12 protein-coding genes and 1 pseudogene are annotated in these 12,408 nt (G+C 72.8%); 8 read left to right on the top strand and 5 right to left on the bottom strand.

The annotated features are described in order from the left end of the window. Positions 1–245: 245 nt before the first annotated feature. Positions 246–722, bottom strand: coding sequence for a DUF6326 family protein (locus ACOJUF_RS16645; protein WP_420122939.1), 477 nt, complete (start codon positions 720–722; stop codon positions 246–248). A gap of 178 nt (positions 723–900) precedes the next feature. On the opposite strand from ACOJUF_RS16645, the pseudogene ACOJUF_RS16640 reads away from it, so the two are divergent. After that, positions 901–1,572, top strand: a pseudogene (locus ACOJUF_RS16640) (histidine kinase); the annotation flags it as partial. 462 nt (positions 1,573–2,034) lie between these two features. Continuing rightward, positions 2,035–2,721: a response regulator gene (locus tag ACOJUF_RS16635; RefSeq protein WP_420122942.1), complete on the top strand. Its 687-nt coding sequence runs from the start codon at positions 2,035–2,037 to the stop codon at positions 2,719–2,721. A 9-nt stretch (positions 2,722–2,730) separates the two neighbouring features. Here ACOJUF_RS16635 and ACOJUF_RS16630 read toward each other — a convergent pair whose 3' ends face one another. Together ACOJUF_RS16630 and ppk2 are read right to left on the bottom strand one after the other, a co-directional pair. Further along, positions 2,731–5,469 (bottom strand): cation-translocating P-type ATPase, encoded by a 2,739-nt coding sequence (locus ACOJUF_RS16630; RefSeq protein WP_420122938.1) that lies wholly within the window; start codon positions 5,467–5,469, stop codon positions 2,731–2,733. Further along, positions 5,469–6,299 (bottom strand): polyphosphate kinase 2, encoded by an 831-nt coding sequence (ppk2, locus tag ACOJUF_RS16625; protein ID WP_420122937.1) that lies wholly within the window; start codon positions 6,297–6,299, stop codon positions 5,469–5,471. Before ppk2 ends, ACOJUF_RS16630 begins: the two co-directional genes overlap by 1 nt. A gap of 389 nt (positions 6,300–6,688) precedes the next feature. On the opposite strand from ppk2, the gene ACOJUF_RS16620 reads away from it, so the two are divergent. From ACOJUF_RS16620 to ACOJUF_RS16605, 4 genes are all read left to right on the top strand, one after another. Next, positions 6,689–8,761 carry a PhoX family protein gene (locus tag ACOJUF_RS16620; RefSeq protein WP_420122941.1) on the top strand — a complete coding sequence of 691 codons (2,073 nt, stop codon included), beginning with the start codon at positions 6,689–6,691 and terminating at the stop codon, positions 8,759–8,761. A gap of 147 nt (positions 8,762–8,908) precedes the next feature. Beyond that, the gene (locus tag ACOJUF_RS16615) at positions 8,909–10,138 is read left to right on the top strand and encodes a S8 family serine peptidase (RefSeq protein ID WP_420122936.1); all 1,230 of its coding nucleotides are present in this window, start codon (positions 8,909–8,911) and stop codon (positions 10,136–10,138) included. 78 nt (positions 10,139–10,216) lie between these two features. Continuing rightward, on the top strand, positions 10,217–10,540 hold the full coding sequence (locus tag ACOJUF_RS16610; RefSeq protein ID WP_420122935.1) for a hypothetical protein: 324 nt from the start codon (positions 10,217–10,219) through the stop codon (positions 10,538–10,540). 77 nt (positions 10,541–10,617) lie between these two features. After that, positions 10,618–10,905, top strand: coding sequence for a hypothetical protein (locus tag ACOJUF_RS16605; protein WP_420122934.1), 288 nt, complete (start codon positions 10,618–10,620; stop codon positions 10,903–10,905). Between the two features lie 36 nt (positions 10,906–10,941). On the opposite strand, the gene ACOJUF_RS16600 is transcribed toward ACOJUF_RS16605, so the two are convergent. Continuing rightward, on the bottom strand, positions 10,942–11,193 hold the full coding sequence (locus ACOJUF_RS16600; RefSeq protein ID WP_420122940.1) for an STAS domain-containing protein: 252 nt from the start codon (positions 11,191–11,193) through the stop codon (positions 10,942–10,944). Between the two features lie 42 nt (positions 11,194–11,235). Then, on the bottom strand, positions 11,236–11,391 hold the full coding sequence (locus ACOJUF_RS16595) for a hypothetical protein (RefSeq protein ID WP_420122933.1): 156 nt from the start codon (positions 11,389–11,391) through the stop codon (positions 11,236–11,238). Between the two features lie 259 nt (positions 11,392–11,650). On the opposite strand from ACOJUF_RS16595, the gene ACOJUF_RS16590 reads away from it, so the two are divergent. Together ACOJUF_RS16590 and ACOJUF_RS16585 are read left to right on the top strand one after the other, a co-directional pair. Further along, positions 11,651–11,860 carry a dodecin family protein gene (locus ACOJUF_RS16590; protein ID WP_420122932.1) on the top strand — a complete coding sequence of 70 codons (210 nt, stop codon included), beginning with the start codon at positions 11,651–11,653 and terminating at the stop codon, positions 11,858–11,860. Positions 11,861–11,913: 53 nt separating this feature from the next. Then, a partial coding sequence (locus tag ACOJUF_RS16585; RefSeq protein ID WP_420122931.1) for an MBL fold metallo-hydrolase occupies positions 11,914–12,408 on the top strand: 495 nt, incomplete at its 3' end.

The raw sequence follows: 12,408 nt of genomic DNA, 5'->3' as shown, positions 1-12,408 counted from the left end.
CCCGGCCGGTGCCATCGCTGTGGAAGCAACGCGTCTCGGTGGTCACCCACCGACTCCATCACACCGTTCCGGCCACCGGGGTCGGATCCGACTGAGGTCCGATCCCACCGGGGTCGGACCTCTGTGCTCGGGCTCGCCGAGATCACGACAACGGCCCCCACCGGGTGGGGGGGGCCGTTGTCCCGGGCGCCGGTGACGGGCTGGTGGGTGCCGGCCCGGGACTGGTGACCGACGCGACACCGGGGTCAGGCCGGCTGCCCGGTCCGGAGCGCTTCCCGGTCCGGACCGGTCGCCGCCGAGGTGCGGGGCCAGGCCCATGCGGTCCGCACGATGACCGCGAGCACGATCAGCTCCAGGACGACTCCCAGCCCGTAGAACAGCAGCCAACTGCCGCCGGCCACGTTGAACACGGTCGCCGGGACGTAGAGCCCGGCGACGACGAGGTTCGTGATGCGGTTGGCCCGCGCGGGCAGGGTCGCCGACAGCACGATCATGAAGATCGGGACGGCCACCAGGGTCAGCGCGGAGACCGAGAACGTCTGCGACAGATCGAACGCGTAGACCTTGCCGTCGAGGATGTCCTGGACGATGCCGGGCGTGTAGAAGCCGAGGATGTCGACGTAGGCGTACAGGAACATGAAGCTCGTCCACGCCGCCACCAGCGTGGCCTTCACCGGGATCCGGTGATCGTCGAGGGTGGGGGCGGGCAGTCGTCGGGCCATGGGGGCTCCTTCATCGGGGTGCGGGGTCGTCGGGCGGTCGGAACGACTCCACGGTCGCCGACCGTCGCGTCCGGCACATCGGCCCGCGGGCCGGAGTTCGCCCGGCCGAAGGAACGGTTCGGCTATCGTCCTTTCGGTGGGTACGCCGACGCTTGCCGGTCCCTAGGCTGGACCCGTGATGTGGCCAGGGCGCTCCGTCTGGTCGGAGCCGCGACCGGCCGGCGCCCCACCCGTCGGTCCCGCCGACCGGGTGCTGGTGGGCGGGTTCGTCGTCGTCGCCGTCACCGAGGGGATCGCCCGCCCGGGCCTGGCCTGGCCGGTCCTGGCGACGCTGCTCGCCCTGTTGCTGGCCCCCGCCCTGCTGTTCCGGCGGTCCCACCCATTGGCGGCCGCGCTGTCCGGCTGGGGTGCCGCCGCCCTGCTCGTGCTGCTCCAGTGGGTCGCGGACACCGGTGACGTCGGCCTCTACTCGATGGCGGCCGTGCTGATCCCGCTCTCCAGCCTGGTCCGCTGGGGTTCGGGCCGGGAGATGGTCGCGGGCACGGCGGCCGTCACCCTGGTCGTCGCGCTGGGGATGGTCGTGTCCGCGGCGGGCTGGGCCGATGTCGTCGGCGGCAGCATCCTCGTGCTGCTGGTCGCCGCGTTCGCGGCGGTGTTCCGGTACCGGGCGGACCTCTGGCAGCGTCAGCAGCGGGAGATCCGCAATCAGGAGCGGGTCGCGCTGGCCCGCGAGCTCCACGACGTCGTGGCGCATCACGTCTCGGCCATCGCGGTGCAGGCGCAGGCCGGACGCGTGGTCGCCGCCCGCCGGCCGGAGGCGGCCGTCGAGGTCCTGGCCGCGATCGAGTCCGAGGCGTCCCGCACGCTCGCGGAGATGCGGTCGATGGTGCGCGTGCTCCGCGATGCCGACGATGCCGTCGAGTACGCCCCGCAGCCCGGACTGGCGGATCTGCCGGCCCTCGCCCGCTCCGGCCCGACCCCCGCGGTCGAGGTCCGGCTGGACGGTTCGCCGACCGGGCTCGCCCGCCCCGTCGACGCCGCGCTCTACCGGCTCGCGCAGGAGTCCCTGACCAACGCGGTCCGGCACGCCTGGGCCGCCACCCGGGTGGTGATCGACGTCCGCCGGGAGGGGGACGCCGTCCGGCTCCGGCAGCGACGACGGCCGGACGGGACCGGGCCCGGCCCCGGAGCCCGGGTTCGGACTGCTCGGCATGGCCGAACGCGCCCAGCTGCTCGGCGGGTCCCTCGCCGCGGGGCCGGGCCCCGATGGCGGCTGGGTGGTCGAGGCCGTGCTGCCGGTGCAGACGCCGGCATGACGGGCCCGGCGCCGGGCGGTGGCCTGCGGACCATCCGGGTGGTGGTCGCCGACGATCAGGACCTGGTCCGGACCGGGCTGGTGATGATCCTCGGCGCCCAGCCCGACCTCGATGTCGTGGGGGAGGCGGCGGACGGGCTCGCGGCGCTCGACCTGGCCACCCGGTTGCGGCCCGACGTCCTGCTCGTGGACATCCGGATGCCCGGGCTCGACGGCGTCGAGGTGACCAGGCGGCTGGCCGGGCCGCACCGGCCGGACCCGATGGCCGTCGTCGTGATCACGACCTTCGACCTCGACGAGTACGTCGTGGGCGCGTTGCGCGCCGGCGCCCGCGGCTTCCTGCTCAAGGACGCCGGGCCGGAGCTGCTCGTGCAGGCCGTGCACGCCGCCGCCGACGGCGACGCGCTCATCGCCCCCAACGTCACCCGCCGGCTGCTGGCGACGTTCGCCGAGCAGGCGCCGGTGACCCCGATCCGACCGATCGACCCGCTCACCGAGCGCGAGGAGCAGGTGCTCGCGCTGGTCGCCCGGGGCCGCACCAACGCCGAGATCGCCGCCGACCTGTTCGTCGGGCTGAGCACGGTCAAGTCCCACGTCGCGTCGTTGCTGACCAAGCTCGGTGCCCGCAACCGGGTCGAGATCGCGATGTGGGCCTACGACACCGGGCGCGTGCGCGCCCGGTGACCCCCGGGCTCAGCCGTCGTGGTGCCGGCCCGCCGGATGCGGCGACCGCCGCCGGGCGACGAGCTTGCCCAGCTCCCAGACGAAGAACAGCAGGACCGCCGGCGCCAGCGACAACGCCCATTCGGGCATGCCGATCGCCACGGTGTCGAAGATCCGCCGCATCAGTTCCAGCTGGGTGATCAGCACGGCCAGCACGACCTCGACCAGCACGGTCCAGTTCAGCTTCGGATTGTCGAACGTCTCCATCCGCAGCGCGCCGGTCGTCACGCTGCGCGCCTGGTAGGCGGCGACGACGATCATCAGCGAGAACGCGGTCACGCCCATCGACGAGCCGACCGCCGCCCCGCCGCGCTCGGTGGTGCCGTACTGGATCAGCAACAGCGTCGTCACCGCCATGTACAGCCCGACGAGCCCGGAGGTGATCAGCAACCCCGGCGTCATGATCGACGCCGTGCGCGGCCGGGGCCACCGCTGCATCAGTCCGGACGCCTCCTTGTCCATGCCGAGCGCGACACCGAGCGGGGCATTGACGAAGAAGTTGATGTAGAGGATCTGCGACGGGGTGAACGGCTGGCCGGCCGCGATGTTCAGAATGCTGGCGCCCAGGAACGTGATGACGTAGGCGACCAGCTCGATGATCACGAACCGGACGAACTTGTTCAGGTTGTCGAACACCATGCGCCCGCGTTCGACGGCCTTGATGATTGTCGCGAAGTTGTCGTCCGACAGGATCATCCGGCTCGCGTTCTTCGAGACCTGGGTCCCCGAGCCCATCGCGATGCCGATGTCGGCCGCCTTGATGGCCGGCGCATCGTTGACGCCGTCGCCGGTCATCGCGACGACATCCCCCTTCTTGCGCAGGGTCTCGACCAGCAGCACCTTGTGCTCGGGGGCGACCCGGCCGACGACGCCGATCGAGTCGACCCGGGCCAGCCGCTCCTGCTCGGACATCGCCGCGAAGTCGGTGCCCAGGATCGCCTCGCCCTCGATGCCCAGCTTCTTGGCGATCGCGGCACCGGTGTTCACGTCGTCACCGGTGATCATCCGGACCCGGATGTGGGCGGCATGCGCGTCGGCGACGGCCTGGCGGGACTCGTCCCGCGGCGGGTCGACCATGCCGATCACGCAGGTCACCTTGAGATCGGTGACGTAGCCCAGCAGGTCGCCGGCGGGGTCGAACGTGGCCGGATCCAGGTCGCGGAAGGCGCCGGCCATGACCCGCAGGCCCTCACCGGCCATGCGGTCCATCGCGGCCTGCGTCCGGTGGCGCAGCTCGTCGGTCAGGGCCACGTCACGCCCCTGCACCCACCCGCTCGCCGTCCGGCCCATCACCGCGGGCGCCGCGCCCTTGACGAAGCACCGGACGACGTCCCGGCCGGCCGCGTCGGTGGCCTGGTTGAACGTCGCCATCAGCTTGTAGGTGGGGTCGAACGGCAGCGTGGCCAGCCGCGGGAACCGCTCGCGGGTCCCGTCGATGTCCAATCCGGCCTTGGCCCCCAGTACCAGCATCGCGCCCTCGGTCGGGTCGCCGACCACCTTGCCGTCGACCAGCGTGGAGTCGCTGGCCAGCAGCAGCGGCAGGATCGCCTGCTCGATGGAGGTCTCGCTGCCGACGGCGTGGTGGATGCTGCCCTCGAGCCCGTACCCGATGCCGGACACGGTGTACCGGTTCTCCGCGTCCAGCACCTCGACGACCGTCATCTGGTTCATCGTCAGGGTGCCGGTCTTGTCGGAGTTGATCGCCGAGGTCGACCCGAGCGTCTCCACCGAGCCCAGTTCCTTGACGATCGCGTTCTCCGCGGCCAGGGTCTTGGCGCCGGCCGACAGGATCACCTGCAGCACGGTGGGCAGCGCGGTCGGGATGGCCGCGATGGCCAGCGCGATGGCCGCGATGAACAGGCTGGTCGCGGACTGGCCCCGCTGCAGGCCGAGCACGAACATCACGACCATCGTGAACAGCGCGGCCGCGCCGATCCACAGCGTCAGCACGTTGAGCTGCTTGGTCAGCGGCGTCTGCTGCTTCTTGGTCGCCGCCAGCATCCCGGCGATCCGGCCGATCTGGGCGTCTGCGCCGGTCGCGGTCACCAGCATGACACCGCTGCCGTGGGTGACCGGCGTGTTCATGAACGCCATGTTCCGCTGGTCGCCGGGACCCATGTCCTTGTCCTCGAGCGTGTCCGGCAGCTTGGAGGCCGGCGAGCTCTCCCCGGTCAGGGCCGACTCGTCGATGTCGAGGGAGGACGCGGCGATGATCCGGCCGTCGGCGGCCACGTCGTCACCGGCGGCCAGCAGCACCAGGTCGCCGACCACCACCTCCTCGGCCGGCACGGTGGCCTCGACCCCGTCCCGCCGGACCCGGGCCTCCCGCTTGGTCATGGACTTGAGCGCGTTCATCGCGCTCTCGGCCTTACCCTCCTGGCGCATGCCGACGGCGGCGTTGAACACGGTCAGCAGCAGCAGCACCGCGCCGGTGCTCCACTGGCCGATGGCCAGCGAGAGCACGCCGGCGATGACCAGGATGATCTGCATGTAGGCGGCGTACTGGGCCAGGAACCGGCGCCAGCCGGGTGGCGGCTGTTCGGCGGGCAGCGCGTTCGGGCCGTTCTGGGAGAGCCGCTGGGCCGCGGTCGCCGCCGGCAATCCCGCCGTCGGGTCGACGCCGAGCTGCGCGGCGGTCTGGTCGGGGGACAGCGCGTACCAGCGTGGGGCGGCGGCCGCCCGGGTGCCGACGGGGACGGTGGCGGTCATCAGAACTTCTCCGGGACGTAGCGCAGGGGCAGGTGCGGTTCCACGTAGTCCTTGTCCTTGTCCCGTTTCGGCAACCGGATGTCCGGCATGGTCAACGGCTCGTACGGCACCAGGCTCAGCAGGTGGCTGATGATGTTCAACCGGCCGCGCTTCTTGTCGTCCGTGGTCGCCACGTACCAGGGCGCCCAGGACGTGTCGGTCTCGCGGAACATGTCGTCCCGGGCCCGGGAATAGTCGAACCATTTGCTGTAGGACTTCAGGTCCATGTCCGACAGCTTCCAGATCTTCCGGGGGTCGTTGATGCGGCCCTTCAATCGGGCGGTCTGTTCGTCGGGCGACACCTCCAGCCAATACTTGATGAGCAGGATCCCGGATTCCACCATTGCCTTCTCGAAGGCCGGTGTCTGCTCCAGGAATCGCTCGACCTGTTCTTTCGGGGTGAATCCCATCACCCGTTCGACGCCTGCCCGGTTGTACCAACTTCGGTCGAAGATGACGACCTCGCCGGCGGCCGGAAAATGCGGTACGTACCGCTGGAGGAACATTTGCGACTTCTCCCGGTCGCTGGGGGCCGGCAGGGCGACGATGCGGAACACCCGCGGGCTGACGCGTTCGGTGATCCGCTTGATCGTGCCGCCCTTGCCGGCCGTGTCCCGGCCCTCGAAGACGATGATGATCTTGGCCCCGGTCGAGCGCACCCATTCCTGCATCGCGACCAGCTCGCCGTGCAGGCGCTTCATTTCCTTCTCGTAGGGCCCGGTTTTCATCTTCGCCCCGGGGTCGGTCGCGGACGCGCGGGCGTCCTTGCGCTTCCCGGACTTCTTGCCCATGTCTCCTCCTGCCGGCCCGCGTCGAGGGCGGGCCGGATCCGATCGCGGTCAGGTTCCGGCATCATTTCCCAACCGGATCCAGCATCGTCCCGGCTGCACGGCGGGCGGCTCATCCCAGCCGGGTGAAACGGCCGGTGACGTGATCGGAAGGCGCGGGTACGCGGGGCGACCGGAATTCGGCCGGGAGTCGGTCAGCGTTCACCTGATCGACGATCGTCATCCGTGGCGGGGGTCGACACCGTTTCCTAGCGTGATCGCGACACGGCGCGGTCGCCGCCCGCACCGCCGTCGCCGGACTGCACTGATCACTCGATCGAGGAGCCCCCGTGCCCGACGACCGCCGCACCGCCACGCCGACCGAGGCCTCCGCCGACCGGATCGACCTGCCGATGGCCGGCCACACCCGCGGCTCGCGCAGCCCGGTGACCTGCCACCTCAAGTGCCAGGACGCGTGCGCCCGGCCGGCGCCCAACCCGACCGCCGGCCCCGGTTTCCGGGACATCGCGTCGGCGGTGTTCAGCCGCCGCGCGATGCTGCGCGGCGCCGGCGCCGGCGCCCTGATCGCCATCGGCGGACTGCTCGGCGCCCCGGCCGCGGCCGCCCCCACCGCCGCCCCCGGTCTCCGGGACGGCGGCGAGGTGCACGGGCCCGGCCGGCTGCGGTTCGCCGGGATCGGCGCCGTGCCCGCGGGCGTGGATGCGCTGACCGTGCCGGACGGCTACCGCTGGGCGCCGGTCGTGCGCTGGGGCGACCCGCTGTTCGACCCGGCCGACGTGTTCGACGTGCTACGCCAGACGCCGGACCGGCAGGCCCGCCAGTTCGGCTACAACAACGACTACCTCGACCTGATCCCGATCCCCGGACGAGGGGACCGCGAGGCGCTGCTGGTCGCCAACCACGAGTACACCAATGCGCCGATCATGTTCCCGCCGGCCGGCTCCGACGAACAGCGGCGCACCCAGGTTCTGGTGACCAAGGCGGCCCAGGGCATGGCCGTCGTGCACGTGCGGCGCGAGCGCGCGGGCCGGCCGTGGCAGGTGGTCGTGGGCAGCCGGTACAACCGGCGGATCACCGCGGACACGCCCATCCGGCTCGACGGGCCGATCGCCGGGGCGCCCATCCTGCGCACCGGCGACGACCCCACCGGCACGACGGTGCTGGGGACGTTCGCGAACTGCTCCGGCGGCACCACGCCCTGGGGCACGGTGCTCTCGGGCGAGGAGAACTTCCAGGGCTACTTCCGCACCTCCGGCGCGTTCCCGCCGGACAGGCGGTACGGGCTGCAGGACAGGGCGACCGTCGCCGGCTGGGAAACCGTCGACCCGCGGTTCGACGCGCGGGGCGCGGGCTACGAGACCGAACCGAACCGGTTCGGCTGGATCGTCGAGCTCGACCCGTTCAGCCCGGACGAGCCGCCGGTCAAGCACACCGCCCTCGGCCGGTTCAAGCACGAGGGCGCGACCGTCCTGGTCGGCCGGTCCGGGCACGTCGCCGCGTACATGGGCGACGACGAGCGGTTCGACTACGTGTACAAGTTCGTCTCCCGGGAGCGGATGCGGCCGGGCAACGGCCGCGCGGCGCGGGCGTTCAACAAGACCCTGCTGTCCGCCGGCAGCCTGTACGTCGCCCGGTTCACCGGCGACTCGCCGGCCGATCAGATCGACGGGTCCGGCCGGCTGCCCGCCGACGGCGCGTTCGACGGGACCGGTGAGTGGTTGCCGATCGTCGTGGACGGGGTCAGCCAGGTCCCCGGCTTCAACGCCGAGCAGGCCCTGGTGTACTGCCGGCTGGCCGCCGACCAGCTCGGCGCGACCAGGATGGACCGGCCCGAGGACGTCCAGCCGAGCCCGCTCACCGGCAAGGTCTACGTGGTCTGCACCAACAACACCGACCGGGGCAGGGCGGGCAAGGAAGGCGCCACCGAACCCAACCCGCGCACCGCCAACAAGCACGGGCACATCGTCGAGATCACCGAGAACGACTCCGACGTGCGCGCGAGGACCTTCACCTGGTCGCTGGTCCTGGTGTGCGGCGATCCGGCCGCCGACCAGACCTACTTCGCCGGATTCCCGACCGACCGGGTCGTGCCGATCTCGTGCCCGGACAACATCGCCTTCGATTCCCGCGGCGACCTGTGGATCGCCACCGACGGCAGCCCCTCCACGTTGGGCACCGCCGACGGCCTGTTCCACCTGCCGCTGACCGGACCGCACCGCGGCGAGCTGCGCCAGTTCCTGGCCGTGCCCCGGGAGGCCGAGACCTGCGGCCCGGTGATCCGGGATGCGGAGGGCACGGTGCTGGTCGCGGTCCAGCACCCGGGCGAGGACGGGACCTTCGGCGATCAGCACTCCTTCTTCCCCGACTACGTCGCGGACGGCGCCGACGCTGCTGCCGCGGCCGGCCCCGGGCAATGGCGCGGGCCGCGCCCGTCGGTGGTCCAGGTGTGGCGCGAGGGTCGGTGAGAGGTGTCCTGACCGCGATCCGGCTCCCTCGTCGCCGGGGCGCTGCGCGACCCGACCCGAGCCGTGACCGGGCGCTGTCGGACCGGTCCGGCACACTGCAGTCGGGGTGCCGTGACCGGGCACTCCGGCCGGGACCGGGGAGGGCCAGTGACCGCCAGCATCAGCCGGACGATGGCCCAGCTCGGCTTCGCCCCGGTCATCGCCTTCCTGACGCCGGAGGTCCGGGCCGAGCCGGCGGCGGACACGATCGCCGCGGCCGAAGGGTCCGTGCTGGCGCACTTCACGCCCGAGGCCGGGTCGTCGCTCGGCGGCGCCGCGCTCGCCGCCGACCCGGCGGACGGGCCGGGCGAGGTGCCGGCCGCGCGGGTGTTCCCGCACCTGGGCGTCGTCTACGGCACCGTGGAGCCGGCCGGTCTGACGGCACTGCGGGCCAGCCCGGTGGTGCGCGCGGTGAAGCCCGCCGCCCAGCTGAGCCTGATCCGGCCGGTCACCGCCGCCGTGCCCAGCGAGCCCCGCGGCACGGTGTGGGGCGTCGGCCACCTCCGGGCCCCTGATCTCTGGGCACAGGGCTGGACCGGGGCCGGGGTGCGGGTCGCGCACCTGGACACCGGCGTCGACCCGACGCACCCCTGCCTGGACGGCGCGGTGGTGGAGTTCGCCGAGTTCGACCCCACCGGGCGCCGGGTCGCCGAGGTCACCGCCCGCGACGGCGATCCGGACGGGCACGGCACGCACACCGCGGCCACCATCGCCGGGCGGGAGGTCGACGGAGTCCGGGTCGGCGTCGCGCCCGGGGCCGACCTGTGTTCGGCGCTGGTCATCGAGGGCGGCGACATCACGGCCCGCATCCTGGGTGGGATGGACTGGGCCATCGGGGTGGGCGCCCGGGTGCTGTCCATGAGCCTGGGCATCCGGGGCCTGGTCAACTCCTTCCTCGACCTGGTGGCCATCCTGCGCGACAGCGGGGTGCTGCCCGTCGTGGCGATCGGCAACGAGGGGCCGGGCACGTCGCGGTCGCCGGGGAACTATGCCTCCGCGCTGTCGGTCGGCGCGCACGACCGCGCGGGCGCGGTGGCCGGGTTCTCCTCGAGCCAGCGGTTCCAGCGGCGGGCCCACCCGCTGACCCCCGACGTCGTCGCCCCGGGGGTGGACGTGGTCTCGGCCGCCCCCGCGGGCGGCTGGCAGGCGCTGTCCGGCACGTCGATGGCCACCCCGCACGTCGCCGGCCTGGCCGCGCTGCTGATGCACGCCCGCCCCGAGGCGGGTGTCGCCGACGTCGAACGGGCGATCCTGGAGTCCGCCGAGCTCGGCCGGATGCCGGCCGAGCGGGCCAACCGAGGGGCGGTGAACGGCCTGCGGGCCCTCGATCGCCTGTGATCCCGGCGGAACGCTGGGCAACGCCGACCACCCTCGGTAGTCTGGACCCGAGGATCATTCGGCGGAGGTGGGACGCGCATGGCGACACCGGCGGCCAAGATCGACCCCGAACTCACCCGGCAGTTGCAGCGGGCCACCTCGTCCGGGCAACCGGTGCAGGCCGTGGTCAGCGTCCGGCGCGCGGCGGGCCGGCCCCCGCAGCCCGACAAGATCGAAGCGCTGGTCAAGGATGCCCTCGATCGCACCAGTGCCGCCACCGGCCAGCGGGCCGCGGATGTCCACGTCCTCGGCCGGATGGCGACGGCCTACGTCTGCGCACCGGCCCCGTTCATCCGCACGCTCGTCGGCCAGCCCGAGATCGTCGGCGCGGTCGCCAACCGGGGGTCCGCCGTCGCGTCCTGAGCATCACCGCGACGGACCGGGATGCTGCTCCGTTCGGGTTCGATCGCCCCGAGTTGGTGGTGTGGATCGTCGTCGCGGTGGCGATCGTGCCGGTCGGGCGGTGGCCGCTGCTGACCCGCACCCGCGCGGGCCGCGACCCGTCGTGGACCGTGGACGCGGCCCGGGCCCGGATCGCGGAGCTGGAGGATCGGCTGGACGCGCCCGATCTGCCGGCCCCAGCCCGGGCGGGCGCCGAACGGTTCCTGCTGCTGGCCGGGGCCGCTCTGACCGAGGGCGGGAGGAAGGCCCCGGACCGGGCCGGCCGGTTCGCGCCGCGGGGATTGGACGCCTTGACCGGCTCACCCACCGACCGGCTGACCGGCTGACCGAACCGGCCCCCCGGGGATCGGGTCGGGACCGGGTCAGCGCCCGCGCGGCGCCGGCCGGCCGCCGAAGGGCGAACCGTCCCAGGCCAGCCCGGACGCCGGGTCGTCGGTCCCGGGCAGCCCGGCGGTGCCGTGGATGTGCGCCTCGTGCAGGAGCCCGACCACCGCCGGGGTCGGCGAGAGCAGTTCCAGCTCACCGGACAGCCCGGCCAGCCGGTCCTGCAGGTCGAGCAGTACCTGCAGGCCGGCGCCGTCGATGAACGTCACTCCGGACAGGTCGATCGCCAGCTGCGGCGGCCCGCGGCGGGGGGGCGGGGTCGCCGCCGCCAGCTAGCGGGCCAGGGTGGCGGCGGTCCGGGCGTCGAGCCGGCCGGCCACATGGACCACGGTGCGGCCCCCCGAGCGGCCGAGGACCCGGATGCTCAGCCCGCCCGGGCGGCCGACCCGATCGGGTCCGGCCGCGGCGGGTCGCCAGGGTTCGGCCATGGCACCCCCTCCGGGAGTGTCGGGACGGCCACGGTGATGACCGTTCGTTCGAGCTCGTTCGAGCCTGTCGCGGACCGACGGGGTCGACGGGTCGACCGGTCGGCGGCGGGCGCTGGCACCCACTGCGCCCGACTGTAGGGGCGCGCCCGGCCGGTGCGAACGGTCCGGGCCGGACTTGCCGCTGGATGGGACGCGGCCGCCCACGCGGTTGCGGCGGCTTCCGGTGGCGGGTCCGGGCCGGTGGTTCCACGATCGTCGGGTGAGTGTGCAGAAGGCGATCGACCTGTCCGGCAGCGGCGACACGATCCAGGACGCGGTGTCCGAGGCCCTGGACCGCGCCCGCGAGACCCTGGAGGGAATCACGAGATTCGAGGTGAAGGACATCTCCGGCATGCTGGAGGGCCCGCGCACGATGTACCAGGTGGAGATCAGGGTCTGGTTCACCGTGCTGGAGCGCATGCACGGATGAGTGAGCGGCAGCGAGCGAATCATGGACACCGCGCGGCGTCCGATGTCGACGGGATGCCCGGGCTGACCCGGGTGGCGTTGCCGATCGGGTTCAACTCGATCGAGAGCGTCAACATGTACATCGTCGACGACGGCGACAAGGTGACGGTCGTCGACTGCGGGGTCTGGAAGCCGGACTCGCCCGACGGCGGGGTGTCGATCGTGCAGGCCGGCCTGCGCAGCGCGGGGTACGAGCTGGCCGACGTCTCCCGGCTGGTCATCACCCACGCGCACATCGACCACTACGGGCTGGCCGGCCGGGTGATGGAGCTGACCGGCGCGGATCTGTCGATGCACGCGATGACCGATCTGGACTGCCAGAAGTACCGGCACCCGGAGACGTCGATGTCGCAGCGGCGCGACACCTACGCCGACCACGGGATCGCCGAGGACGGCGAGGGGGAGGGCGGGGAGCATCTGGCCCGCTGGATGCCGTACCTGCATTCGGTGGTCGAGGCCTCCACCCGGCTGCGCGGCGAGGAGACCCTGCGGATCGGCGGGGACGACTGG

The sequence above is a fragment of the Nakamurella sp. genome (assembly GCF_048594475.1).
GTDB lineage: Bacteria > Actinomycetota > Actinomycetes > Mycobacteriales > Nakamurellaceae > Nakamurella.
This window is presented reverse-complemented; position numbering and strand designations above follow the sequence as displayed.